Source organism: Leptospira wolbachii serovar Codice str. CDC, assembly GCF_000332515.2.
Lineage (GTDB): Bacteria > Spirochaetota > Leptospiria > Leptospirales > Leptospiraceae > Leptospira_A > Leptospira_A wolbachii.
In genome coordinates this window covers 397,503-423,458 of record NZ_AOGZ02000014.1, presented here as the reverse complement: position 1 = coordinate 423,458, position 25,956 = coordinate 397,503, and the positions used below count along the sequence as shown (strand labels likewise).

The window sequence follows — 25,956 nt, the reverse complement described above, 5'->3', positions numbered from 1 at the left end:
AACCAAAGCCTCCTAGACATGGGAGGCTTTTTTTTTAGGTAGGTACTCACTTGAACCAACTCATATTTTATTTTGCCTTCGCAATTGGTACCTTTGCCAGTAGTTGTTTTTTATATTCCATTGTAATTTTTTGCCAAACTCTAGATGCAGTGAAAGGATTCTCTGGGATTGTTTTCTTTTTTTTGTTTTTACCCTTTCCTATTTTTTTCTTATACACAGGTTACTTACTCGATCATTATTCCAAAAAATGGGTGGTGGTGAGCTTTCAGTTTTTTCTTTTTATCTCCTCTTTTCTGTTAGGTGCATTCACGGATTTTTTCCATAACCACCCTTTGCTTTTATTGCCTTTGGCCTTTGTCAATGGGATTGGAATGACGACAGTCCTACCGGGACGAATGGCCATTCTTCGAGAAGTGATGGAGTCACACCGATTGGTCTTTCATACCATTGCTGGGAATTTACTTTTGATTTTTGCCTTTGGAATGAGCCCGCTTGCTGTGGGTTGGTTTCGGGAAGGAAATGACTATCCCAGTTTATTTTTAGTATTGGCTTCTTTTCATTTACTATCCATGATCGCCTTTACTTCGTTACGTTATAATGCTAAGATCCAAAATCCAGGCTTAGATTCGAAAGGTTCAAAACTAGATAGAATTCCCTCTTTATCTGAAAATCTCAAAACAGTATTGGAATTTTTGAAAGTAGATTCGGTTTCTAGGCAAGTGATGTACATGGCAGTTCTCAGTATGCTTGCCCTTGGACCCATCCAAGTCATCCTCCCTAAATATGTTCGAACTGAGTTGGGACTCGGAGAACTAGCCCGGGGAACCGTTCTCGTATTTTTGGGTCCAGGGTTATTTCTCGGAGGAGTTCTCACCATCCTTTTCCACCACCTGGAAAGAAAGGGCCTTGTTCTACTCATTGTTTTTACCCTTTCCTCAATTTTCTTTTTGGGTTTTGTTCCTTTTGGAAAGGCTTTTACAACTTCGCTTTTTTTGTTTTGTTTTGGAGTTTCCGGGGGTGTGGTTTCGAGTCTTCTTCCGGCCATTTTACAAAAACGGGCAGAAGATGGAATCCGCGGACGGATCCTTTCCCTTTATACAGTTTGTTTTCAATTCACACCGGCAGTGTCTGGATTTCTTTCAGCTCTCCTTGCTGATACCATTGGTTCCCAACTCACCTTTGGAATTTTGGGTGGGTTATTTCTCTGTTTTGCCTTGTTTTCTTTTCTCCAATACAAGGAATTACGGGAGAGTTAACTTCTAAATTCCTTGCCCTAGGAGGTGAAACCGATTTCGCTGTAAGTGTATGATGTCGAAAACTGTCCGCGAAATTGCTCTGTTGTATACCAATTACTTTAAAGAAAAAGACCACACCATCGTGCCTTCTTCTAGCCTCATCCCCAAGGGAGATCCTACACTTCTATTTACAACCGCAGGTATGGTTCAGTTCAAACCTCTATTTACGGGTGCGGTGGAGTTGCCTTACACCCGTGCGGCCTCGGTGCAAAAATGCGTTCGTACTACTGATTTGGAAGTTGTTGGTAAAACCGAAAGGCATTGTACCTTCTTTGAGATGCTTGGTAACTTTTCCTTTGGCGATTATTTCAAAAAAGAGGCCATTGAATACGCATTAGATTTTTCACTGAACCACTTACATATCCCCAAAGAGAAAATTTGGGTGACGATTTACTTAGATGATGATGAAGCCAAAAAGATTTGGATGGAAGCTGGCATTCCCGAAGAACGGATTGTACGGCTTGGAAAAAAAGATAATTTTTGGGGACCTGCGGGAGATAGTGGAGCTTGTGGACCATGTTCGGAATTGTATTTGGATCGTGGTCCCGAAAAAGGGGGCCCCAATTGCGGGAACAATCCAAATTGTAAACCGGGATGTGACTGTGATCGTTATTTAGAATATTGGAATTTAGTATTTAACCAATTTAACCAAACTGTTTCTGGGGAGCTCCTTCCTTTAAAACAAACAGGAATTGATACCGGGTCCGGACTCGAACGAGTGGCCATGCTTTTGCAAGAAGTGGACTCCGTGTACGATACAGATGAACTAAAATCCATCATCCGTAAAATCGAGACACTTTCAGGCAAAACTTACGATGAATCCACGAAACAATCCTTTCGAGTGATTACGGACCATTCTCGTTCCGTATTCTTTTCGTTAGGGGATGGGATTTATCCTGATCGTACGGGGCGTGGGTATGTGATCCGTAGGCTTATCAGAAGAGCGTCATTATTTGCCAGAAAACTAGGAATCCATGAACCGTTTTTATACAAACTGATTGCGACACTTCGCGATTTATATTCGGTTCGTTACCCGGAACTAAAAGACAAAGCAAAAGACATTGAATCTATTTTAAAAAAAGAAGAAGAACTCTTTCTCCATACTTTGGAAGTGGGACTCGAAGAATTAGAATCCCTTTTAGATCATTTGAAATCAAACAACCAAACGGTTGTTACGGGAAAAGAAGGTTTTCGATTGTATTCCACTTACGGATTTCCCCGTGAGATGACTAAGGAACTTGTGGAAGATCGAGGTTTTGGTTTCGATGACAAAGGATTTGAAGAGGAACTCGAAAAAGACCGAGATCTTTCCCGCGCTAGTTGGAAAGGAAAAAAAGTTCAGTATCTCACTGGTCTTACAGCAAGTCCCGAACTCAAAACAGAATTTTTAGGATACACTTCTGCAAAGGCCCAAGCAAAAGTTTTGTATCTTTTTGTGGATGGTAAGTCTGTGACTTCTGCCAAACAAGGAGAAGAGGCAGTTGTAGTTTTGGACAAAACACCGTTTTATGCAGAGGGTGGTGGGCAAGTAGGAGACTGGGGTTACTTAAAAAAAGAAGGATTCCAGTTTCAAGTCCAGGACACACAAAAAGAAAACGAAACCTTCCTCCATCTCGGTTTGATACTAAAAGGAAAAGTCTCGGTCGGCGAAACCATTGAAGCAGAGATTGATACAGAAAGGCGACAAAATCTCGCAAACCATCACTCTGGTACACACTTGTTAAACGGGGCCCTTCGTCGGATTCTCGGAAACCATGTAGCTCAAAAAGGTTCCATTGTTTCTTCCGATTATTTACGATTTGATTTTTCTCATCCCAAAGCACTTTCTCCAGAAGAAATTGTCTCTATCGAAAAAGATGTGAACGATGCAGTAAATTCTAAAATTCCAGTGAAAACAGAAGTTTTAGACATTGATGCCGCAAAACAGTCAGGTGCTTTGTCAATGTTTGATGAGAAGTATGGAAAATCAGTTCGTGTAATTTCGATGGGTGATAAATCCAAAGAATTTTGTGGGGGAACTCATGTAACGAACACAAAAGAAATTGGTTACTTTGCCATCATTAAAGAAGGAAGTCCAGGTGCGGGAAACAGAAGGGTGGAAGCCATTTGCGGAGATACGGTCATTGAATACTTTTTATCGCAGTTCCAAACTTTGGCAGCGAAAGTAGAAACACATAATTTATCCGCCAAAGAAACATTTGGTGATCTGAAAGAGTTTGGAATCACAAGTGTTGTTCCTGCTCCCGAAGACCTACAAAATTTATTTTCCAAAGAAGGGAATGCGACTGTTGAAAATTTACGGAAGTTACGGATCAGTTTAGAAAGAGAACTGGAAGAAAAATCCAGTGCTCTTTTCAAAGCCAAAAAGAAAAAAGAGCAATTAAGTTTCCAAATGAATCCAGAACTTGTGGATGGACTTTTAAAAAAGGCAGTTTCTTTACCCAAAGGAAAAGTAGTAATAGAAGTGTTTACTTCCGTGGATGCCAAGTCTCTTAAAGATCTAGCCGATAGCCTCAAATCCAAAGAACCAGAAGTCCTTTGTCTCTTTGGATCCGTCGATGGAGATTCTAGCTCACTTGTTTTTATGTGCAATAAGGTATTGAATGAGAGGGGAATCCACTGTGGAGACCTTTTAAAAGAAACCTTGGTTCTGTTAGATGGGAAAGGTGGGGGAAGACCGGATATGGCGCAAGGTGGCGGTAAAAAACCAGAAAACCTAAGTGCCGCTTTGGAATTTGCGTTGGGCCTTGCGAAAAAGAGTTTAGGATAATAGGAAAGAGTTAGGAGGAATGTATGGCACAAGATCCATCATTTGACATTGTATCAAAAATCGAAAGACCGGAATTACAAAATGCCGTGGCCCAAGCCATGACCGAAATCCAAACCAGGTTTGATTTTAAAGGTTCCAATTCAGAGATCAAACTTACCGAAGATACCTTGGTTTTGACCTCGGAAAATGAAATCAAATTGAAACAAGTGATCGATGTCCTCACGACCAAAATGGCCAAAAGGGGAATTAGCCTCAAAGCCTTTGATTTTGAGTCCAAAGTGGAGTCGGCGACCGGCCAAACAGTTCGCCAAAAAGTAAAGATCCAAAATGGCTTGGACAAAGAACAAACGAGACAAATCACCACCCTCATCAAAGACCAAAAATTGAAAGTCCAGGCCACCATCCAGGGCGAATCAGTCCGGGTTGTGGGTAAAAAAAAGGACGATTTACAAGAGGTGATGGCGGCTATCCGGAATGCGAATTTTAATTTTGATGCCAATTTTACGAACTTTAAGGGATAGAATTCTGCCTTAAAAAACGGTAATTCGGCTTCCATTTTTTTTCTATCTATGTCTCAAAACCGACCGATATTTCCCCTATGGACCCTAAAAAATCCGTATGGGAATGGACTTTGCCACGTAAAGACTTCCTTCCCTATCTATTAGTATTTTCCGGTGTGTTTTTACTTCTCTCTCTCTTTTCTTTTCAGGAAGGAGAGGATGGGTCGCTTCTCAATTGGTTTGGGAGGCTTGGGCATTACATCGCTTTTACTCTTCTTTATCTTTTTGGGAAATCTTCCTTTTTATTTGCGGGTTTTGTTTTGATGTTAGGTGTCCTTTCTTTACGTAACCCTGATTTCGATAGGCTTGGGAAAGCTTTGTTTTTTCCTTTGTTCCTTGTGGCAACGACAGTGAGTCTGAATTTACTAGAAACCCCTCTTGGCCATGTAGGAGATAGCGGCGGAATCCTTGGTCAATTTTTCTCTTGGGTCTTTTCTTATCTCTTTGGAGAGACTGGTCGTATCCTTGTCGTTTTCTTTTTATACTTATACTTTGCCGTGATCTGGCTTGAGGATGGAGCTTGGTCTTTTACCTTTGATGCGATTCATAAATATTCCAATGGTATTTATCGATTGATGGGGGGACAAAGGGAACTTCCTCATTTAAAACTTCCTGGTTTTTTGGAATCAGTGGTTTCGACTCGCCGAGCACCGATCGATGAAATTCGTAACAAACAATGGTTCGCAGTCCAAACAGAAGAAGAAACTAAAGAAGATATTGCTAATCATTTCTGGAAAGTCGTCGCGGATGGGAAAACGAATGGGAGTTCTCAAAGAGCTGGATTGGATTTCGATCGTTTCAGAAAAGAAGAGATTCAAACGAAGGGAAAAGATGGTGTTTCTCCGTCACAAGGTTCCACTCGTAAAACACCATCAGTTCGTTATCGCAATACTGCGAAATTCGAAGGTTTTTTTGATGAGTCGGAAAAGGTATTTCGTTTTCAAAAACAAGAATCGAAATTGGATTTGTTTGCAGAAGTAGAAAGAAACGAAGTTTTAATATCAAGACTTAAACTAACTGATAATAGGCGATTTCCGGAAGAATTGGAAGAACTAGAAAATGTTCGTGAATCCAAGATCCTTTTCCAATTTCCAGAAGCTAAATGGAAGCCAAAAGGGGAGGCAGTTGCGGATCTCACTAGTTTGGAGTTACCTAAACTTGATCCCATTAAGTTGCCGTTTGGTGGAAAAAATCCAGCTTTCGGAAACTCTAATCTGTCATCTTTCAATGACCTTTATGAAGAGGAAACAGAGGATGGCTACGAATCCGATGAGGATTTGTCTGAAGAAATGGATTCCACTTCTGATTTACTTGCGACAGTAGAGGAGGAAGAAGGTCTGTCAAAAACAGAAGCCATCCAAATTCCTGAATCATTGCGCCTCTCGCTTGTGGAAGAAACTGGTTGGGATGCTAGTGAAGAACGTGACCACGACGAGTCAGTAGAAGGTCTGGATTATAGTCCAGAAGAGTTGGAAGAAGAAACTCTCGAAACTTTAGCCGTAGAAGAAGCCTCACCTCTCGTTCGATCGAACCTAAGTTCTGGTAATTTTGGAAAGAAAAAACAAGAACCCAAAGAGCCGAAAGAACAACAAGAGCTGATGTTTGGTTCCATGGTTCCGAAACCAAAACTGAAAAAAGGAAAGTATTATATCTCTCCAAGGCTTCTTGTTTCCCACCAAGTGCCTGTAGCCAATATTATGAAGAACGATTCCGAGTTGGATCTTATCTCTCGTAAAATCGAAGAGTCTACGGGACATTTCGGAATTGAATCGAAAGTCGTCACAAAAGAAAGAGGACCAATTATCACGCGTTATGAGATCACCATCCCGAATGGAATCAAACTAAACCGTATCGTTTCCCTTTCTGACGAAATTCGCGCTTACTTAGAGGTAAAAAACATTCGGATTGTGGCACCGATTCCTGGCAAAGCTTCGATCGGGATTGAGGTTCCCAACCGAATCCGTGAGGATGTATTTCTCTCAGAAATTTTGAAAGATACCATCCTCCAACACAAGGCCAAAGACCTTTCCATCTGTATTGGAAAAGACATCTCAGGAAAACTCGTGATGATTGATATCGCCAAACTTCCTCACTTACTCGTGGCGGGAACGACTGGTTCTGGTAAGTCGGTGAGTATCAATGCTATGATCACAAGTCTTATCTGCACTCGTTCCCCAGAAGAAGTGCGCTTCATCATGATCGATCCAAAGATGGTGGAGATGACTCTGTATGAAGGAATCCCTCACCTTTTAATGCCTGTGATCACCGATCCAAAAAAAGCAACGAAGGCTTTGTCTTGGGCCATCCAAGAAATGGAAAGTCGTTACCAAATGATCTCTCAATTGAAAAGTAGGGACTTCAAAAGTTTTAATGAAAAAGTCGATGAATATGCTCATGCCAAAGGCTTTCAAAAACTTCCATACATTGTCATCTTTATTGATGAGCTTGCAGACCTTATGATGGTTTCGGGAAAGGACCTCGAGGAACAAATCCAACGAATCTCACAAAAAGCAAGAGCCGTCGGAATCCATCTGGTGATGGCAACCCAAAGGCCTTCTGTGGATGTGATCACCGGTGTGATCAAAGCCAACTGTCCAGCAAGGGTAGCCTTCCAAGTGGCTCAAAAAACGGACTCTAGAACCATTCTGGATACAAGTGGGGCAGAAACCCTTCTCGGGAAAGGGGACTTTTTATACCGGTCTCCGACTTCGAGTGACCTCCAAAGAATCCAAGCTCCCTTTATTGAAGAGAAAGAAATTGAGTCCATCGTGGAAGAGGCCAAAAAACAAGGGGCTCCTGCGTATGTGGAAATGAATTGGGACGATGAAACCAGTGTCGAAATGGCTTCCGACGAAGACGAAGAACTTTTTGACGAGGCTTGGAATATCGTGGTCACGGAAAAAAAAGCCAGTGCCAGTTACCTCCAACGCCGGATGAGAATCGGTTACAACAAAGCCGCAAGGCTTATGGAACTTATGGAAATGCGGGGTTATGTTTCCCCACAAATCGGGGCCAAACCTCGGGAAATCCTGCGTTCAGCGTAAATCATCGACAAGAGAACTTTGTCTGAAAAACTGGGAAACTATGAAAGTATGGATCGGATCTTTTTTACTTGTATTTGGGGTGTCTCTTGGTGCCCAAACAAGTCCGGCTCACAATTGGCACTCACCCTCCGAAGTTGTCAAAAAGATAAAGAAGAACTTTAGCGATATCAATTCCTATTCGGCTGATTTTCTCATCAAAACAGAAGACAACAAAAAGGAAAAACAGATGCGCGGGAAATGTTTCTACAAACGTCCCGGCAAAATCAGATATAACTTTGCGGAACCGGAAGGGGATGAAATTGTATCTGATGGAAAAACTCTTCATATCTTTATTAAGAGGTTAGGTGCTGTCGGAAAACAGGACTTAACTCTGGATCGCAAAAATACTTCTGGTCCCATTTTTACAACGAACAGTCCCGATGGCCTGAATCGTCTTTTTCGTAAATACCATTATAAATTTGATACCATCGAACAACCTCGTTCTATGGGGGATGCGGCCAAATACTTTGTTTTGGATCTCGACCAAAGAGAAAAGATTGGTGGATTTGAAAAGATGAAACTCTTTGTGGATTCCGAATCTTACTTAATCAAAAAAGCAGTGGCCACTGATGGTCGCGGGAAAGTAACCACCATTTCATTTTCCAATATTAATTTTTCTGAAGAAATCCAAGATGGAGTTTTCAATTTTCACATGAGTGGAAACGCCAAAATTGTCAACAACCCACTTGTATCCGAGAACTAAGCTAAGAGGATATCATCTTGAACACAAAACGAGTCGGCCAAATTATACGAGAAGCAAGGGAAGATAAAAAACTCTCCGTCAAAGATGTAGCCAAAGAAACAAACATCGCTGCCAAATACATCATTGCATTAGAAACAGAAGACTATTCTCAATTCCCGGCAGAAACCTTTGCTCTTGGTTTTTTAAAAAACTATGCAAGTTACTTAAAATTGGATACGGCTATGTTACTCAATCTCTACCGTGGAGAACAAATTGAGGAATCACAAGCTCCTCTAGAGGAACTCACTCGTCCGACAACAACTCCCTACAGTTTGGATCGCAATAAAATCATAAGTCTAGTTTCCATTTTTCTTTTTGTAATCTCAGCTTATATCATCTACATTAGTTTTGAAGATTCAGGATCGGGATCCATGGACGAGGAAACAACAGAAGTTGGTTCCGCTGTAGAGACTGTGGCTAGTTCCGACATTCCTTCTGGAATTAACTTTGTTTCTCAAAGTGTTCCTGAAAACGCTAGTGTTCCTTTTATCTTAACGGAAGACCGTGGTGTGAGTTTCAGTGTAAACAACCAACAATGTAAGATGTTTATCAAAGGTGTATCCAATGGAAAGGCAAACCTTGGATTCAATATTTTTCCTGAGAAAAATGTATACTTTTTTCAAACAGCAGAAGGCGAAGAAACCATACTTTCTTATCGCATTGAAGAACTTGCCTCTTTACGTCGTGACATCCGAGTTGTGACACAAGCCGTTACTGAAAAATCAGCCAAAGTTCTTGTGACTCTCAAAGAAGAAAGAGAAGGGGCTGCAGTAAAATCTCCAGTAGGAGATGTTCCGATCCAAGTCACACTCTTTTTCTCTAAACCAAGCTATGTGGAATTTGTGTTAGATGGTCAAATGGGAGAACGAGGACTTGTTTCTGCAGGAGAGGTCAAACACTTAGAGGCTCGGGATAGGCTCGAGATTAAAGTGGGTGACGGTGGGGCTGTGGAAATGGTTCAAAATGGAAAAGAACGTTCTGTTCTCGGAAAACCTGGAAAACTTGTTAAAAAAATCTTCATCCGCAAACCAAATCCTTATGATTCCACTCAATCCATCATTGGTGAGTTAGGCGAATAATGCCCAAGGTTAAGGAAAAAACCGAGGAGACACCGAAGTCGTTTTTTATCACGACTCTCGGTTGTCCTAAAAATACCGTAGATTCGATGGCCATGCACCAGTCTCTACTGAAAGAGGGCCTCCTTCCTGCAGCGGGACCGGAAGCCAGTGACTTCCACTTAGTCAATACTTGCACTTTTATCCAAGATGCTACCAAAGAAACCATCCAAACCATTTTGGATTCCATCGATATCAAAAAGAAAAGCAAACAGAAGTTAGTGGTTGTTGGTTGTTTTGCGGAACGTGCAGGAAAGGAAATTTCCGACGACCTTCCTGAAGTGGACCTTCACTTTGGAACAGGAAAGTATGATAAAGCAGGGGAGATTTTACGTAAAAACTTTCCCTTAGAGTTCCAAGACCTAACCGAATTCAATGCAGATCTTTTGGATCGGCTTATCACAAGTAAGGGAATTGAAAACTATTCCAAACCATATTCTTATGTAAAAATTTCCGATGGTTGCAATCGCGGTTGTAACTTCTGTATCATTCCTAATTTACGAGGTAAGTATCGAGATACAGAAAGTTCTGATGTTTTAGAACAAACAAAACGTGCTGTCAAAGCAGGTTCTAAAGAGATTTGTCTTGTTTCCCAAGATACTGTTTTTTATGGAAAAGACACAGACAAACTTTTGGATTTGGTTCGTTCTGTGGCTGATGTGGATGGACTCGAACTCCTTCGACTTCTCTATCTCTATCCAGACAAAAAAACAGAAAAGTTACTCGATCTTTATAAAGAAATTCCGAAAATTGCCCCGTATTTGGAAAGCCCCTTACAACACGTTTCCAAGTCCGTTTTAAAATCCATGAATCGTACTGGCGAATACTCATACTTCAAATCTTTATTCCAAAAAGCAAGGGACCTTCGTCCTGAATTGGAAATTCGCACATCTTTCATCTTAGGTTTCCCTGGCGAAACAATGGAAGATGTAGAAGAGATCATTCGTTTTGTGGAAGATGTAAAACCGGAAAAGGTAAATCTCTTTCCTTATTCCCCGCAAGAGGGAACGAAGGGTGCCACTATGGAAGGTCAGATCAAAGACAAAGAAATTGCTCGCCGTGTGAACTTGGTGCGTGATGCCTACCTCGGAACATTAAAAACCATCCATCAAAATCGAATTGGAAAAATCTATTCTGCTGTTGTGGATGAAGTATTAGAAAAGGGAGCGATGGTACGTAGGTTCCAAGATGCTCCTGAGATTGATGAAATTGTCTATGTGGAAGATATGGGTTTGAAACTGGGCCAGTTCGGTCGGGTTCGTGTGGACTCTTTCTTTGAATTAGATATGGCAGGGACTTGGGTGGCTTAAGTTGGAAGATTGGAAAACCATAGCCAATATTCCGAACTTACTTACCGTACTTCGGGTTCTTGCGCTCCCTTTATTTATCTTTGCACTCTTCCAAAAGGAATGGGAATACCAAATTTTTGCTTTTGTTCTATTTGCGCTCGCTTCTCTCACTGATTTAGTTGATGGATACCTCGCACGAAAGTGGAACCAACAAACAGAGTTTGGAAAGTTTCTCGATCCTTTAGCTGATAAATTTTTAGTCATTGGGTGTTTTGTAACTTTTTTATTCATCCACGAACCTATCGAGGTTTGGATGGTGGTTCTCATCATAGCAAGAGACATGCTCATCACCTTCCTTCGTTATATTGCCGTTCGTTCTGGAAAAAGTCTTCGTACGACCATGATGGGAAAGGTGAAAACTGCCTTCCAGATGGGTGCTATCCTTATGATCCTTGTTGTGTTTATGCTGATCTCCGGCAAAAGGCGAGCCATGATTAATGAAACCTATGCTATGGGAAAACTTGCTGGATATTCCACCTTCGAAGTCGCATCACAACATGCGAACGAGTTTTGTACGCTTGTCAAAACCACAGAAAGTTTAAGTTTTAAAGATTTTTTTGATTCTATAGCTTCCTTTGTTCCTTATTTTGGAATGTTATTCACAACATTCATCACTGTCATTTCGGGCCTACGTTATATTGTGACCAATTATCAGCTGTTAACTTTTTCTAACCTAAAAAGGATTTTTTATGACCGTTCCAACAATTAAGGAAATTCTCGGACAAGTTGTTTCCGGACACCACCTTGTGGACAATCATGCGGAATATTTTTTAAGTGAAGTGATGGATGGTAATGTTTCAGAGCCAGTTCTTGCTTCTTTTCTCACTGCGATGAAAATGAAAGGGGAAACCACGGACGAATTGTACGGATTTGTCCGTGCAATGCGAAGCCATGCAATCAAACCCTCTAAAGAATTTGGTTTTGATTTTTTGGACACTTGTGGGACGGGAGGGGACGGTAAAGGTACTTTGAATGTTTCTACACTTTCGGCCCTTACTTTAGCAAGTCTCGGCTTCAAAGTAGCCAAACACGGAAATCGATCTGTATCTTCTCTTTCGGGAAGTTCCGATATTCTTTCCGGTCTTGGTTACAAACTCGATCAGTCCACAGCAGACTCAGAAGCGGAATTCCTTCGCACGGGCTTTGTGTTTTTGTTTGCGCCCGCCTGGCACCCTGCCATGAAATATGCAGGACCCGTTCGGACCTCCCTCGGATTTCGCACTTTTTTCAATTTGATTGGACCTCTTTCCAATCCCTTTTCCCCTTCTCATCAAATTGTAGGTGTCTATGATAAGTCTCTTTGTCTACCGATGGCGGAGATTTTGGGACGGCTTGGTTCCAAACGGGCCATTGTTTGCCATTCACAGGACGGGTTGGATGAGTTTTCCATCTTTGAAAGCACTGATTACGCCTATTTTGATGGGAAGGAAACGATCGAATTGTCTTTTGATCCTAAGGAATTGGGCCTAAACTCCCAGGAATTGGACAGAAATACGGTGTTCTCCTCTTCGAAGGAAGGGGCGGAGTCCCTCTTTCGGGCAGTTCTCGATCCTAAAGAATCGACGGGAGGGACGGCGATGGTTGCCCTAAACGCTGGGGTGGCGATGTTTTTACTCGGAGTCGTAAACGATATACGAACAGGGTACGAAACTGCGAAAGGGGCTCTCCTTGAGAAAAAAGTTCTCCGATTCGTTCGTGAAACATTGAATTTAACATAAGGCCTATAAACATTGGATAAATAGCTATGCTCAATTTTAATTTTTTAACACCAGATATCCTAATCCTTGCCCAAGAAGAGGGTGCAAAATCGTCCCTACAGTCACTCATTATCATTCCGATCATGTTAGTTGCTATGTACTTTCTTGTGATCCTTCCGAACAAAAAAGAAGAGAAGAAACGTAAAGAGATGATTACCAATCTCCAAAAAGGGGACAACGTTGTAACGAATAGCGGCCTCCACGGAAAGATTGTAGAGTTCAAAGACAATAACGAAACTGTTGTTTTGAGTGTTGCTGCGAATACAAACATCACATTTGAAACTAGCGCTATTCTGAAGAAGAAAGCCTAAGATGAAACGACTCTTCTTCATTTCCCTAATATTCTGTTTTTCGGCCTCCCTCTTTGCACAAGAGGGATTGGATTTTTTAGATAAGGTCAACGATAAACCAAAATCTACAACTACCAAACCGAAAGAAGAAACCGTCACTCCCACAACAAAAAAACAAACGAATGTTGTGACCACGGCGGTAACAACAACAGGCAAGAAGAAGAGATCCAAAAAGAAATCTAAACAAAACCAACTCGTTACTACAGAAACTCTTCCGCAAAACACCAATTTGGCTGCCAATCCCAATACAAATACGACGGTTACGGATAAATCCTTTCCTGGTTTGGAAAAACAGCCTACGGTTTTGGAAGAAGAGGAAGTGGTTCACAATGGATTGTGGATGGATTCTAATGTTTCTGTAGAACCATCTGGACTGCCTGGATTTTCCGCTGATTTGAAAATCGGAAAGACAGAAGGTTCTAAATCGGAAGTCAGTTTTTCTCCAAACAAAGAAACAGGAAAATCGCTATTTAATTTCTCTGATTTTTTTGCTAAATACAAAAAAGCGATGATGATCCTTGGGATTATCATACTCTTTGCTTTTTACAGACTTAGATCTGCTCGCCCGGGATCTAGCAGTCGTTCTTATAGAAGATAATAATTTTAGGAGCAAACTAACTTGCAATCGTATCGACTATTGATTCTTCCTTTTCTGATTCTGGCAGTTTCCTTTACAATCCTGTATCCGAACTTCGCCGATCGCACTTTAAAGATCGTTGTTAGAGAGGATGTGTATTCTCTTCCTGAAGCCGATCAAAAAACAAGAGTAAACGCACTCTTTGAACGTTGGGCAAACGATTATGGAAAAACTTCCGGTTGGACCATTGAACCTCAAGGAACTCTTCCTCCTAAAGAGAATCCATTTTATACTGTGAAAGGAAGGTTTATCACTTCCGCAAAGATCAATCAGATTTCGCAAGAAAACCAATCTTTAGTAAGCGAATCAAAAAACAAACTAGAGCCTACTTGGATTGAAGAAACAATCCGCGGTGGAAAATCGTTATCCATTAAATTGGGTCTCGACTTACAAGGTGGTATGCGAGTGGTTCTCAAAGGAGACTTTGATGATTACACATCCAAACTAAAAGATCTATATGCAAAAGAATTGTCTGAACTCAATCTTACATTAAACAATCCTACTGCGAAACCAGAGGAGAAAGAAAAAGCAAAGTCAAGACTTGCAGAAATTGAATCTAGTTTTGATCTTTCTCCCATGCGTAAAATTGTGGAGTTAGAGAAAGCAAAGATGATTATCGACAATCGTCTTACAACACAGAACCTAACAGAACCACAAGTTCGTATCCAAAAGGAACAAGATGCAATTGAAGTATCCCTTCCAGGTGTTTCGAACTCTGCTGCCATCTTAGAAATTTTACAAAACACTGAAACTGTCGAATACCGTTTAGAAGAGCCAACACCGTTTCTTTTCAAAGGTCAAATTGCCGATAGCGAACGCCGGATGATGGATTTAGGTAAAAGAGAAAACACGGACATTTATCTCTTTCAAGAACTTGTGAAAAACAAGGCTGGAAAAAAAGCCCAAGATGAGTTTTTAGAAAGCCTTGAGAAAAAATACAATATTCCTAAAGACTTTAAAGTATATGCTATGTGGGCTCGGGGCAATTCTGCTAAGTCGGCACTTCTCCCTCGTAGTTTTGTGGTTTTGGAACGTAAAATTGCCCTTTCCGGGAATGATATGACCAACGCACAACCATCTTACAATTCCAACTCCTATGGATGGATGGTAAGTTTTACTCTCACTCCTAATGGTGCAGAGAAATTTTTTGATCTCACATCTCAAAACCGCGGACGTAACCTAGCGATTGTTTGGGGGGATAAAGTAATCTCTAATCCAGTAATCAATGATCCTATTGCTGGCGGTCGTGCTGAGATTTCTGGAAGTTTTTCGGAACAAGAAGCCATCCGTTTGGCGAACGTAATTTCCGAAGGTGCACTTCCTATTCCTTTGTCAGTTTTGGAAATGCGATTCATTGGACCTACACTTGGAATTGAATCGATAGAAGTGGGAGTCAAAGCCGTAGCCATCGGATTCTTTTTGGTGATGGTTTATATGATATTCTATTACAGGTTAGGTGGTTTTATTGCCGACCTTTCCTTACTTGTGAATATCATCATTTTGGCTGCACTTCTCACACTTATGGATTTTACGTTAACCCTTCCTGGAATTGCAGGGATCATTTTGACTGCAGGTATGGCCGTGGATGCCAACGTGATTATCTATGAAAGGATCCGAGAGGAAATAGAAGAGGGCCGAGCACTTTCGATTGCCGTCACTCGTGGTTTTGAAAACGCATTCTGGACCATTATGGATGCCAACGTCACCACACTCATTGCGGGAATTCTAATGATTCGTCTTGGAAATGGACCGATAAAAGGTTTTGCGATCACACTTTGTTGGGGTATTGTTACCACTCTTTTTACATCGCTTTTCCTCTCGCGATTATTTATGGAACTGACAGTCAACCGATTGGGTGTCCATCACTTGAATTTAAGACCTTTCTTCTTTGGGAAAAAGGAGACTACTAATGCATAATATCAATTTCACAAAGTATAAATACTTTACTCTTAGTTTTTCGTTCTTAGCGATTGTTTTCGGATTTGTTGTCACCTTCGCAAAGTATGGTGGGTTTGCTCACTCACTCGATTTTAATGGTGGACTTCGTACGGTTGTTGAACTTCCGGCAGACAAAACTCGTAACGATTTAGAAGGATACTTCCAATCCAAAAAAATCGAAGCAGTTGTTATCCTTTTGGAAAAAGAAAAGAATATCTACCAATTGGATATCGGACTAGGTTCCCTTGATACAATAGAATCTTTGTATAAAGAAATTCCAGAAGTTAACAGAGAATCTTCAACTTCTGCTATTGACCGCTTTGTTCAACTTTTAAGATATGAATACAAACTTCCTAAAGAAAAAGTTTTGTCTGCTGACCAAGTGGGTGCAGTTGTGGGTGGTGAGTTGACGGAAGTGGGAATCACACTGCTTTTAACAACTCTTGCCATCATTCTTTTGTATTTGAGTATTCGTTCTCAGTTTAAGTTTGCTTTGGCATCTTCCATCGCACTGGTTCATGATATCCTAATGACACTAGCTCTCATTGGTTTTTTGCAAATCAAACCGAGTGTTCCCATCATTGCGGCTCTTCTTACTCTTCTTGGTTATTCCATTAACGATAAAATCGTAGTATTTGACCGAATCAGGGAGAATGCCCACGGAAAAGACAACTTAGCTCTTTCCAATATCATTAATGTTTCCATCACTCAAACTTTAGGTAGAACTATCAATACTTCCTTTACAACAATGATTTCCGTTGTGGCGATCATTGTAGGTGGGGCAGTGGAATTGTATGATTTTGCTTTTGTCCTTCTTTTTGGAGTGATTGTGGGAACATATTCTTCTATTTACATTGCTGCTCCAATTTCTGAGATCTACGACCAACTCAGGAAAAAAAGATTCGCATAACAAAATATTTATGAATGCAGAGAAACGAAAGGAAACTTATTCTCTGCATTCCCTTCTTGGGTTTTTGGCCATGGGAAAAACCGGAGCCAATCCGCCCGTCTCTGCGGTATTAACCGATCCCGATGGCTCTGTCTTGTCAAGTGCACATACCCAAATCTATGGTGGTAACCATGCCGAAAGGGAGCTTTATTCTCGTTACCCAAGTTCTCAAGTGAGCGATCGGAAAGAAGATACAAATTCCGATGAGATAAAGAATTCAAACAACCCAAATGAGACTTTAACTAAAGTTGAATTCCTTTCTGTCAGTTTAGAACCGTGTACCCATTTTGGAAAAACTCCACCTTGCCGTGATTTGGTGATCGAAAGAAAGCCAAAGGATATCAAACTTGGCTGGAAAGATCCCAATCCTTTGATTGCTTCAGGAGACTGGGAAAAGTATACGAAAGCTGGAATTTCTGTGGCTCTCGACCCGATGCTTGCGAAAGTTTCTCTACCTTATTTACAAGGATTTTTGACTCGAGTACAAACAGGAAGGCCATGGGTTTGGATTAAGTCTGCCACATCCAAGGAAGGGAATTTTGCTTCCAAGGATAAAAAAAAAGAACGCGTAAGTTCGGAAGAAATCGATCTCTCCTTGCAGTTGTTACGCGCCAAAGTGGATGCGGTGGCAGTCGGTCCAGGAACTGTTGTTTCCGATTCTCCTTCTCTTCATTTTCGGATCACCGAAGAAATGATACTTTCGCAAAAACCAGGAAAACGAATCACAGAACTAGAACCTTTTTTTGAAGCCGGCTCTGGACTTATTTCTTCTTTATTACAGTATACAAAAGAAACCGCAGAAATTCATCGGTTGGAAGAAAATCTTTACCAACCATATCGTGTTTTTGTTTTGGATCCGAATCGTCTTCCGCTAGATACATTCTTTGCAAAACAACTCGAACTTACTGAGAGAATCGGTGAAAAAAAATGTATCTTTTTTATCCTAACCGAGGATGATACTAAACCTCTCTCCATAGAATTGGAAAATCAGATCCAATCACTTTCGCGTTTTGAGGGAGTGGACATCGGTCCAAGTGATGGCGGAAAATTTTTAGAAATATTGGGTGGCCTCGGCATCAACACTTTGTTATGCGAATCGGGAAATTTTTTCCCATCTTTTTTGTGTGAGGAACTGACAGAAACAGATCGAATCCTGGAGATTCGGAATGAAAACAAATCCTTACCCGACGGAATTCCTTTTGTTTATCAGAATGATTTTTTGATTTCGGAATACCAGTTAGGAACCAACCGTATTTTTGTTAGAAAACCCCAAAGGAGCACTTAAGTCTATGTTTACTGGTCTTGTGGAAACTATTGGAAAAGTCGTTGAAATTACTCCCATTGATTCGGGCATTCAATTCACAATTGAAACAGAATGGGAAAATCCTGATTTAAAAATAGGAGATTCCATAGCCATCAATGGGGCTTGTATGACAGTCACCGAGTTTTCTGACTTAGGAAATTTGTTTAAATTTTATGCTTCCTTTAAATCTTTAGAACTTACCAACTTATCTAGATTAGGTGAAGGTTTCGCTGTTAATTTGGAAAGGGCAATGTCTCTTGGCCAACGTTTCGGAGGCCATTTAGTGCAAGGCCATGTGGATGGAATGGCCAAGGTCATTAGCCGAAAACAAATTGAAGCAGAAGTAGAAGAATTCTGGGTGGAAATTCCTGAAGAACTTCAGCGTTATTTTGTGAAAAAGGGATCTGTGACTTTAGATGGGATCAGTTTGACTGTGGTGGATGTAAAGGATGGAAATATCCAACTGATCTTAATTCCTGAGACTATGGAAAAAACCAATGCAGGTTCCTGGAAAAAAGACCAACGATTGAATGTGGAAGTGGATGTTCTGGCCAAATACATTGAAAACTATTTAAGCCAAAGATCAGGAAATTAATTTCTTTTTAGTAAATCGTCAATATCGGAATCCATATCGTCCTTAGCATATTTTGTTTGGAAATCTGAATCAGTCATGATTTCGAAGAACATATCAAGTTTTGCTAATTTGAATACATTTTGGATCATTGGTTTCATTCCGACAAGGATGAGTTTGCCCTTTTTGTTTTTTAGAGAATTTAAACTTTTGATTAGCGAGCCAATACCAGACGAATCTATATAGTCAAGGCGACTCATATCGATGGATACAATACTTGGATTTGGTTCTATCAGTTTGGCAAAAATTGATTCAAATTCCTCTGTGGATTCAATATCAAATTTCCCTGCGATTTCAATGGTTTTGATCTTTCCTGTTGTGTTCAGTTTCAGTTCCACATGGCCTCCGATCCGGATTATTTAGACAAAAGAAAGGGGAAAAATCAATGAATTTCTTTGGGAATCTTCTTTAATTCGGAACGCCTTTCAGAGTTTTAGTATATAGAGGCCTTCCCCTATGATACGTCCGATCGAAGAAGCAATCGAAGAAATCCGCCAAGGCAAAATGATCATTCTCGTCGACTCTGAAGACAGAGAAAACGAAGGTGATTTGGTCTGTGCCTCCCAATTTGCAGACAAAGACAAAATTAACTTTATGGCGACTCACGGCCGCGGACTTATCTGTGTTCCGATGGAAAGGGAAAGGCTGCAGACTTTGGGCCTTGGGAAGATGGTGGATGATTTAAGTTTGGGAGACAAACACGGAACTGCTTTTACCGTATCCGTGGATGCTAAACATGGAACCTCTACGGGAATCTCTGCACATGACAGAGCAAAAACTGTAGAAGTCCTACTTGATCCAAATACTAAATCAGAAGATTTGGTTCGCCCCGGGCACTTGTTTCCGCTACAAGCCGTGACTGGTGGGGTTTTAAGAAGGGCAGGGCATACGGAAGCCGCAGTCGACTTATCAAAGTTAGCTGGGTTGTATGCCAGTGGTGTCATTTGTGAAATCATGAATGACGACGGGTCAATGGCCCGCATTCCTGATTTAGAAAAATTTGCAAAAACCCATGGACTGAACATTTATACGATTGAAGATTTAATTCGTTACCGCCGACACAAAGAAAAACTCATCCATCTAGAAGTGGAAGCAAATCTTCCCACCGAGTTTGGTGACTTCAAAATCAAAGCCTATTCCACGCAAATAGATGATAAAATCCACATGGCTTTAGTTAAGGGCGAGATTGATCCTGCAAAGCCCGTGCTCGTGCGAGTACATAGTGAATGTTTGACTGGTGATATTTTTTCTTCGCAGCGTTGTGATTGTGGTCCTCAACTCCACAATGCTTTGCGAATGATCGAAAAAGAAGGAAATGGGGTACTTCTCTATATGCGTCAAGAAGGGCGTGGGATTGGAATCATCAATAAACTCAAAGCTTATTCTTTGCAAGAGGGGGGACTCGATACTGTCGAAGCCAATGAAAAATTGGGATTTGCTCCTGACCTCAGAGAATACGGAATAGGTGCTCAGATTTTAAGGGATATTGGGGTGAAACAAATGAAACTCATCACCAATAACCCTCGTAAGATTGTCGGACTCGAAGGATACAACTTACATGTAACAGAAAGAGTTCCAATAGAGATTGATCCTGTGGAGGAGAACTCTCGTTATCTACATACCAAAAAAACAAAGTTAGGACATTTGTTAAACTTACACGGTTAATTCAATTCCTCTTGAGTATGTTTTGTTTGAAGCTTATACTCCGAGAGGAACCACCGGATTTATCAATAAGAACAACAGTGATTTCACTGCTTAAGGGGATAATCTCGAACGGTTCCATCCTGTTTCTTTTCTTTCAAATTGGATCCGGTCGTGGAGCCTTCCCACCCTTCCTTGCCAAAACTCGATTTTGATAGGGAAAACCGAATACCCACCCCAGTTTTCCGGCATGGGCACTTCCTTTCCTTCCCATTCTTTGGTAAGAGAGGCAAATTTTTCTTCCAAAAATTCCCTCGAAGGCACCACCGAACTTTGGTTGGATGTGAGTGCTCCAATTTGAGATTCCCTTGGTCTTACCTGAAAGTAAGTTTGTGATTCTTCCTTAGGTATGCGACTCGCTAAACCTTCGATTCGGATTTGTCTTTCGAGTTTCGGCCAAAAGAAATTCAAAGCGACTTTGTTGTTATCTGCAATATCATTTCCTTTATCGGAATTGTAATTGGTAAAGAATTGGAACTCATCACGGATGAGGCCTTTCAGTAGAACAATCCTTGCAGAAGGTTGTCCTGATTTGTCTACAGTCGCCAAAGACATAGCGTTGGGTTCCTGTTCTCCTTCTGTTTGTGCCTCAGAAAACCATAGAGTAAAAAGTTCTAAAGGATTAACGCCCGCTGTTTCTTCCGAAAGTACGGAGCGAGTGTAATGTTTTCGCATATTTTGTAGGTCATTCAATGGTTCCATAGATGGATAAACCCTCCCAGTTGTAGTAGTGGACAAGAAGTTTGGCAAAGAAGGTCAAAAACAATCCAAGGGAAAAGTAAAGACCCATGGGAACTTTTTTTCCCTTCAATGGTTCCCCTTTTTTACGCAGTAAAAAACTAAATCCCACTGCGAGTAGATAAGACGAATTGAAATACAAAATCCAAAAGGGATTTCCTGCAATCGCGGCAAACACTGGGGAGAAGAGGACATCTCCAAGGCCAGTGCCTCCTCGAAATAGTAAGTAGATGAAAAGATAAAAAGATAAAAACCCTAGAAAAACCCAAAGTGTTTCTAGACTTATTTTTTCACCAAACAAAAGATAGTTGGCTAGAAACCCAAATCCAATCAGAAAGGGGAGGTTTTCATAATCGAGAGAAAATTCACGGGCATCAGTCATCATAGAAATGAGTAGATGTCCAAATAGAAAGAGAAGGGTGATGGTTCCAACAATGTCTTCCGAAACAAAATAAACAAATACAGCAACGAGGCCAAAGAGAAATTCTGTAAGTGGATATAGTTTGGGAAGGTCTGTTTTACACTGAAAACACTTGCCTTTCGTTAAAAACCAACCCAGAATCGGTGAGAGATGGGTTTTTGTCACCAAATGCCCGCAAGTTGGACAGTGGCTTGGCTTGGTAAGGATAACTTTCCAGCGATTAAATCCCTTGGCTTCCTTTCTTTTTTTGCCATAACAATAGAGAAGGATGCGTTCGCCGAGTGTAGTATAAAAACTAGCAAGGCTTGCTCCAAAGAAAAATAGAATTCCATAGGTCGAGAGGGTCCATAAGAATAACCAATTCGATTCATCCATAAAATTCTTTGTTACCCTAATCTTAATCTCAATGCGGAGTTCAAGATTCCTTCGAGAGTTCCTGTAAGGCCTTCATTCCTCGTTTTAAAGTGTCCCATTCTGTAGCAAAAGAAAGCCGAACAAAATTCTTTTTGTCACAGAAAATAAATCCAGGAACAAGGATTAGATCTTTTTTTACGGCCCTTTGGATGAACTCTTCATCTGTAACAGGAACTTGGAAGAAGGAATAAAAAGCACCACCCGATTTTTGGATGGGGTAGTAGTCCTTTAAAGATTCGTAAACAAAGTCCCGTTTTTCTTTATAGTCCTGGATGTAAGCACTCATATCTGTTTTTAAAGCTTCGATTCCGGCCCATTGGGTGATGGATGGAGCACATACCACGGTATACTGCTGTAAGGTGGTGAGAGCTTTGATAACCTTGTCTTCCGCGAGGATGGTGGCAAGCCTAAGCCCTGTCATATTGTATGTTTTGGAAAAACCAGTAAGTGTGATGGTTTTTTCATATTCAGAACCAATCGAGAAAAACTGTTTATCATAATCGAAGAGTTCGTAAATTTCATCGCTGATGAGATAGGCTCCGGTGCTTTCTGCTAAATTAGCTAGAGCTCTGAGTTGTTCTTTAGATAATACCTTACCGGTAGGGTTGGATGGATTCGAAAAAATGATGAGTTTGAATTTTCTGGATTTTAATGATTCCAAGTCAGCGGGTTTAAAACTTTCATCGAGGGGAACCACTTTTCCTCCGTAAAATTTTAACATAGCAGGATACATTAAAAAGTAAGGAGAAACCACCAAACATTCGTCACCTTCATTGACGAGAGCATTGAAAAGCAGAAAGAGTGCCGAAGAAATTCCTGAAGTCACAAGGATCCGGTCTTCATGAGCATAAGAGATTTGGTTTTGGTTCCGGTATTTTTCTACCATGGCAGATTTTAGTTCAGGAATCCCACCGGTAAGGGTGTAAGAAGTTTTGCCGTCTTGTGCCGCTTTTGTCAAAACCTCTATGATGTTAGGTGGGCAAGGAAAGTGAGGTTGTCCGATACTCAAATTGATCGGGTTTTGGATACTCCGTGCAAGTTCAAAGGCCTTGCGGATAGGGGAGGAGTCAATCCCATACATTCTATTTGCGAAATCCATGGAATCATCATGGTTTTTGGGGGAGGTACGGGTCAATAGAATTTGGTTTACACCTAGGAAATGAGTAGAAATCTGAAGGATATGGAATTTGTAACCATTGCCGATGTGAAAGTGCCGGTTCTCCCGCACTCAGAAAAATTTCCCGTTTTCCCTTCTAGCCTTGTCGAAACCGACTCGGTAAAACAAACCTTACAAAAAATTCTATACCCCATGCTCGAAGGAATTCCCGTCCTCCTCGTAGGCGATGCAGGTGTAGGGAAAAACGCTCTTATTTATTATATCAACTCTCTTCGCAAACAACCCACTCTTCGGTTCAGTTTCAATGAAGACACACTCCCGGAAGACCTGATTGGATCCTATCGGATTCTCTTAGATGGGAAAGGATTTACTTGGTCGAATGGGCCACTCACCAATGCTCTCTCGGAAGGACTCAGTTTTGTTGCCGATGAAATGAACCTTTGCGCGCCAAACATCATCAAACGATTTTCTTCGGTGTATGAATCCACCTACTTAGATCTTTTGGAAGGGAGCGGGGAAAGAGTGAATGGGAAAAAAGGTTTTTGGTTTATCGGAACACAAAACCCAAGTGAAGGTTTTGAAGGTAGAAAACCCCTTCCTTTTGATATCACCAAACATTTTGCCGTTGTCTATGTAGATCCTTATTCACCGGATGAGATGTTTTATATCTTAAAAAAACTCTATCCCATGCTAGGGGAAGATGTTTTGAAACAAATCATTCGTATCAGTTTGGAATCCGAAGCCCGGATTAAATCTGGAGAAATTGGAAAGGGTGATTTAGAAAAATACCACTTTAATTTAAGAACTCTCCAAAAGTATTGTAATCGTTTGGTTTTATTCGGTGCTAAAGACAAGGCCGTTGCGGCAAGAGAGGCTCTCTATTTATTCGAAGAACCGTTCCGCAAAAAAGAAGATAAAGCCAAACAAAGAGAACTCATTGAATCTGAGTTTGGTGGGGGAATTAAGGTGGTTCCGACCAAAGGTTATGTGCAAAGTTCCACCATTTTTTGGAACGATAAAGAAATCAAAACTTGGGATGAGAAAAAAACCATCTCTCTACTTTCCACTTATCCCACACCTGAACCAATCCTACATTTTTTAGACCAAGTATTCACGGCCATCCAAGCTAAAGAAAACATTCTCATTGAATACCGAGAAGACCAAGACCCACAAGAATTTTTGCCTCTCTTTACAGAACTTACCGGAATTGAATTGGAATCTGTAATGTTATCCAAAGGAATGCATACTTCCGACGTGGTAGGGGCTCTAAAACCAACAGAAGAAGGAAATATTGAAAGTGTCACTTGGGTGGACGGCCCCCTAACACGCTCTATTCGAAAAGGTCATATCATTCTCATCTCAGGACTTGAATCTGCCGGTGCGGAACTCGTCGAAAAGATGAATATGTTAACCGATGATGCAAGGTCTCTCACGCTCCCTCCGGAGTCGGGAGAGTATCTTCCCATCCAACTCACAGAAAAATCCATTGTATTTGGAATGAAATCGTTTCGAGCTTCTAAATCGGTAACAAGTATATCTCGGGCCTTTCGGAACCGGTTCACTCCCATTCTTTTTCCCGAACTCGAAGATGTGAAAGTTCTAGAAGAAATTTTAGAATTTTACCTTCCGGAAGGAGTATTACCTCGAAGTTTAGCTCGTTTTCATCTAAAAGCTAAGGAATTGGCGGAAAAACGCACGATTGGATCAGCAAATCTTATGCCTTACCGATTTGGAATTTCAAATCTTTTGAAATGGAAAAATCATATCTACAGATACAACCAAACAGATGTTAAAGATATTGCCATCCGTGGTGGAAAAATCTATTATACCAATCAGATTGCCGATCCAAAAGAGCGAAAGGAACTCGAACGCATCTTGGAAGGATTCCTTTCTGGTGTGGAAGTGGTCTCAACACTCTTCGAGGAAATCGAAGAGAAAAAAAAAACGTTTACCGTTGAATCAGGACTAAATCGTAAAAATTGGTGGGATCCGGAACTTCATAAACGTGACCCCCTAACAGGTGTTGCAAAGAAACTCAATTCTGGTGCAGAAACTAAACGAGGGATTGAGATCAACACTCCCGAAACAGGAGGTAGCACCAAAGAAGGACCGGATGCTTGGTATGGACAAGACACCCAGGGGAACCAAGGCCAAGGGGAACCGCAAGGTGGGGGTGGTGCTTGGGGTTATAGAACTGAAGAACTCTACAAACAATTCTTAAAAAAACGCAGGCTTCTTTGGGACTATTCCATTATGGTAGGTCTCGAAGAATTTAAATCTGTATTTGGAAAGGAACTAGAAGAGGCCGAACTCAATTTAGAACAACTCTTTGATCCCGAAATTGACATCAATCGAATGTACAAAAACGAAGGATCGAGAGTGGATGCTAGGAAATACATTTCCTATAAAAGTGGTAGAGGAGATACAAAAATCTTCGATAAAACCACAATCGAAAAGAACGATGAAAAACTAAAAGGTGTGGAAGTGACCTTCCTTGTGTCAAAATGCCGAAGGATTTTTAACTTCGAGTATTCGATTGCCATGCTTTCGGCACTACTTGTCAGCTTACATATCTTAAACGAACACGATATCAAAACCAGTGTTCATACCTTCTGTGATATCAAAAACTCTAAAGATACAGTGGATATTTATAATCTAAAGTCAGCAGAAGAAGATTACACGGCCGAAAAAGAAGAAGAAGTATTTAGTGCTCTCTGTAAAAATTGGCATGGGGATAGCATTCCAGAATACCAAGTCCTATCCAATTGCGAACGTTACTTTTCTCCCGATGCCCAAACCAAGATCATTGTGCTACTTTCTGACTTTCGAGGGCAAAGGGCAAAGACTTATATTGAAGACGAACTGGCATCTTTTGATACTCGTCGGATGAAAGAAGCTGTACTGAAAAACCAGGACAAAAATTATGTATTTTTAGGGGTGGGACTGGGGTCTCGCTACATTGCGGAACATGTGTTCCATGACTCCCTTCAGATTACGGCCGATAATTTTTACTCTATGCCGAATCTGATTGGGGCAGAAATTGCAAGACTGGTGCAAATCCACCATTCCCTTCGATTGTAAACACT

General features: G+C 41.0%; 21 protein-coding genes. 17 read left to right on the top strand and 4 right to left on the bottom strand.

What is annotated here, in order from left to right; translation table 11 throughout:
* The first annotated feature begins 50 nt into the window (after window positions 1-50).
* The 15 genes from LEP1GSC195_RS07565 (at window position 51) to LEP1GSC195_RS07495 (ending at window position 18,443) form a co-directional block, all read left to right on the top strand.
* Complete coding sequence (locus LEP1GSC195_RS07565; protein ID WP_015680646.1) at window positions 51-1,256, top strand: MFS transporter; 1,206 nt, start codon at window positions 51-53, stop codon at window positions 1,254-1,256.
* Between the two features lie 49 nt (window positions 1,257-1,305).
* Entirely contained in the window at window positions 1,306-4,065 is a 2,760-nt protein-coding gene (gene alaS, locus LEP1GSC195_RS07560; RefSeq protein ID WP_040506547.1) for an alanine--tRNA ligase, read from the top strand.
* 23 nt (window positions 4,066-4,088) lie between these two features.
* Entirely contained in the window at window positions 4,089-4,586 is a 498-nt protein-coding gene (locus LEP1GSC195_RS07555; protein ID WP_015680791.1) for a YajQ family cyclic di-GMP-binding protein, read from the top strand.
* Window positions 4,587-4,663: 77 nt separating this feature from the next.
* Window positions 4,664-7,669: a DNA translocase FtsK gene (locus LEP1GSC195_RS07550; protein ID WP_015681408.1), complete on the top strand. Its 3,006-nt coding sequence runs from the start codon at window positions 4,664-4,666 to the stop codon at window positions 7,667-7,669.
* A gap of 40 nt (window positions 7,670-7,709) precedes the next feature.
* Window positions 7,710-8,411: a LolA family protein gene (locus LEP1GSC195_RS07545; RefSeq protein WP_015681237.1), complete on the top strand. Its 702-nt coding sequence runs from the start codon at window positions 7,710-7,712 to the stop codon at window positions 8,409-8,411.
* A 17-nt stretch (window positions 8,412-8,428) separates the two neighbouring features.
* A complete protein-coding gene (locus LEP1GSC195_RS07540; protein WP_015681901.1) occupies window positions 8,429-9,529 on the top strand; it encodes a helix-turn-helix domain-containing protein in 1,101 nt (366 codons plus the stop codon).
* Complete coding sequence (locus LEP1GSC195_RS07535) at window positions 9,529-10,875, top strand: MiaB/RimO family radical SAM methylthiotransferase (RefSeq protein WP_015682318.1); 1,347 nt, start codon at window positions 9,529-9,531, stop codon at window positions 10,873-10,875. Before LEP1GSC195_RS07540 ends, LEP1GSC195_RS07535 begins: the two co-directional genes overlap by 1 nt.
* Before the next feature lies 1 nt (window position 10,876).
* Window positions 10,877-11,623 (top strand): CDP-diacylglycerol--glycerol-3-phosphate 3-phosphatidyltransferase, encoded by a 747-nt coding sequence (pgsA, locus tag LEP1GSC195_RS07530; protein WP_015680951.1) that lies wholly within the window; start codon window positions 10,877-10,879, stop codon window positions 11,621-11,623.
* The gene (trpD, locus tag LEP1GSC195_RS07525) at window positions 11,604-12,632 is read left to right on the top strand and encodes an anthranilate phosphoribosyltransferase (protein WP_015681624.1); all 1,029 of its coding nucleotides are present in this window, start codon (window positions 11,604-11,606) and stop codon (window positions 12,630-12,632) included. Before pgsA ends, trpD begins: the two co-directional genes overlap by 20 nt.
* 26 nt (window positions 12,633-12,658) lie before the next feature.
* Entirely contained in the window at window positions 12,659-12,982 is a 324-nt protein-coding gene (yajC, locus tag LEP1GSC195_RS07520; RefSeq protein ID WP_002973971.1) for a preprotein translocase subunit YajC, read from the top strand.
* A 1-nt stretch (window position 12,983) separates the two neighbouring features.
* Window positions 12,984-13,619 (top strand): SRP-less Sec system protein, encoded by a 636-nt coding sequence (locus LEP1GSC195_RS07515; RefSeq protein WP_015682674.1) that lies wholly within the window; start codon window positions 12,984-12,986, stop codon window positions 13,617-13,619.
* 21 nt (window positions 13,620-13,640) lie between these two features.
* Window positions 13,641-15,575, top strand: a complete 1,935-nt coding sequence (gene secD / locus LEP1GSC195_RS07510; protein WP_015682433.1) for a protein translocase subunit SecD — start codon at window positions 13,641-13,643, stop codon at window positions 15,573-15,575.
* Window positions 15,568-16,506 (top strand): protein translocase subunit SecF, encoded by a 939-nt coding sequence (gene secF / locus LEP1GSC195_RS07505; protein WP_015681451.1) that lies wholly within the window; start codon window positions 15,568-15,570, stop codon window positions 16,504-16,506. The genes secD and secF overlap by 8 nt, the downstream gene beginning before the upstream one ends.
* A 10-nt stretch (window positions 16,507-16,516) precedes the next feature.
* Window positions 16,517-17,830, top strand: coding sequence for a bifunctional diaminohydroxyphosphoribosylaminopyrimidine deaminase/5-amino-6-(5-phosphoribosylamino)uracil reductase RibD (locus tag LEP1GSC195_RS07500; protein WP_015680843.1), 1,314 nt, complete (start codon window positions 16,517-16,519; stop codon window positions 17,828-17,830).
* A 4-nt stretch (window positions 17,831-17,834) separates the two neighbouring features.
* Complete coding sequence (locus LEP1GSC195_RS07495; protein WP_015682162.1) at window positions 17,835-18,443, top strand: riboflavin synthase; 609 nt, start codon at window positions 17,835-17,837, stop codon at window positions 18,441-18,443.
* Here the strand turns inward: LEP1GSC195_RS07495 and LEP1GSC195_RS07490 are convergent.
* Window positions 18,440-18,817, bottom strand: a complete 378-nt coding sequence (locus LEP1GSC195_RS07490) for an STAS domain-containing protein (RefSeq protein WP_015682700.1) — start codon at window positions 18,815-18,817, stop codon at window positions 18,440-18,442. The two genes, LEP1GSC195_RS07495 and LEP1GSC195_RS07490, sit on opposite strands and share 4 nt — an antisense overlap.
* 118 nt (window positions 18,818-18,935) lie before the next feature.
* Here LEP1GSC195_RS07490 and LEP1GSC195_RS07485 point away from each other — a divergent pair, with 118 nt between their 5' ends.
* Entirely contained in the window at window positions 18,936-20,144 is a 1,209-nt protein-coding gene (locus LEP1GSC195_RS07485; RefSeq protein WP_015681475.1) for a bifunctional 3,4-dihydroxy-2-butanone-4-phosphate synthase/GTP cyclohydrolase II, read from the top strand.
* A 90-nt stretch (window positions 20,145-20,234) separates the two neighbouring features.
* Here the strand turns inward: LEP1GSC195_RS07485 and pdxH are convergent, their stop codons facing one another.
* Genes pdxH through LEP1GSC195_RS07470 form a run of 3 tightly spaced genes read right to left on the bottom strand, consistent with a single transcriptional unit; the run spans window position 20,235 to window position 22,852 of the window.
* Window positions 20,235-20,873: a pyridoxamine 5'-phosphate oxidase gene (gene pdxH, locus LEP1GSC195_RS07480; protein ID WP_198012792.1), complete on the bottom strand. Its 639-nt coding sequence runs from the start codon at window positions 20,871-20,873 to the stop codon at window positions 20,235-20,237.
* Window positions 20,866-21,714, bottom strand: coding sequence for a prepilin peptidase (locus LEP1GSC195_RS07475; protein WP_015681938.1), 849 nt, complete (start codon window positions 21,712-21,714; stop codon window positions 20,866-20,868). The genes pdxH and LEP1GSC195_RS07475 overlap by 8 nt, the downstream gene beginning before the upstream one ends.
* A 40-nt stretch (window positions 21,715-21,754) precedes the next feature.
* Window positions 21,755-22,852, bottom strand: coding sequence for a pyridoxal phosphate-dependent aminotransferase (locus LEP1GSC195_RS07470; RefSeq protein WP_198012791.1), 1,098 nt, complete (start codon window positions 22,850-22,852; stop codon window positions 21,755-21,757).
* Between the two features lie 81 nt (window positions 22,853-22,933).
* On the opposite strand from LEP1GSC195_RS07470, the gene LEP1GSC195_RS07465 reads away from it, so the two are divergent.
* On the top strand, window positions 22,934-25,951 hold the full coding sequence (locus tag LEP1GSC195_RS07465) for an AAA family ATPase (RefSeq protein ID WP_015682295.1): 3,018 nt from the start codon (window positions 22,934-22,936) through the stop codon (window positions 25,949-25,951).
* The last annotated feature ends 5 nt before the right edge of the window (window positions 25,952-25,956 follow it).

Bases quoted from the DNA above. Each gene is read 5' to 3' on its own strand.
- LEP1GSC195_RS07545 (WP_015681237.1), top strand. From the start codon at position 7,710: ATGAAAGTATGGATCGGATCTTTTTTACTTGTATTTGGGGTGTCTCTT.
- LEP1GSC195_RS07465 (WP_015682295.1), top strand. From the start codon at position 22,934: ATGGAATTTGTAACCATTGCCGATGTGAAAGTGCCGGTTCTCCCGCAC.
- LEP1GSC195_RS07475 (WP_015681938.1), bottom strand. From the start codon at position 21,714: ATGGATGAATCGAATTGGTTATTCTTATGGACCCTCTCGACCTATGGA.
- trpD (WP_015681624.1), top strand. From the start codon at position 11,604: ATGACCGTTCCAACAATTAAGGAAATTCTCGGACAAGTTGTTTCCGGA.
- alaS (WP_040506547.1), top strand. From the start codon at position 1,306: ATGATGTCGAAAACTGTCCGCGAAATTGCTCTGTTGTATACCAATTAC.
- LEP1GSC195_RS07515 (WP_015682674.1), top strand. From the start codon at position 12,984: ATGAAACGACTCTTCTTCATTTCCCTAATATTCTGTTTTTCGGCCTCC.
- LEP1GSC195_RS07495 (WP_015682162.1), top strand. From the start codon at position 17,835: ATGTTTACTGGTCTTGTGGAAACTATTGGAAAAGTCGTTGAAATTACT.
- LEP1GSC195_RS07500 (WP_015680843.1), top strand. From the start codon at position 16,517: ATGAATGCAGAGAAACGAAAGGAAACTTATTCTCTGCATTCCCTTCTT.
- LEP1GSC195_RS07550 (WP_015681408.1), top strand. From the start codon at position 4,664: ATGGACCCTAAAAAATCCGTATGGGAATGGACTTTGCCACGTAAAGAC.
- yajC (WP_002973971.1), top strand. From the start codon at position 12,659: ATGCTCAATTTTAATTTTTTAACACCAGATATCCTAATCCTTGCCCAA.
- secF (WP_015681451.1), top strand. From the start codon at position 15,568: ATGCATAATATCAATTTCACAAAGTATAAATACTTTACTCTTAGTTTT.
- LEP1GSC195_RS07555 (WP_015680791.1), top strand. From the start codon at position 4,089: ATGGCACAAGATCCATCATTTGACATTGTATCAAAAATCGAAAGACCG.
- LEP1GSC195_RS07470 (WP_198012791.1), bottom strand. From the start codon at position 22,852: ATGGATTTCGCAAATAGAATGTATGGGATTGACTCCTCCCCTATCCGC.
- LEP1GSC195_RS07485 (WP_015681475.1), top strand. From the start codon at position 18,936: ATGATACGTCCGATCGAAGAAGCAATCGAAGAAATCCGCCAAGGCAAA.
- LEP1GSC195_RS07535 (WP_015682318.1), top strand. From the start codon at position 9,529: ATGCCCAAGGTTAAGGAAAAAACCGAGGAGACACCGAAGTCGTTTTTT.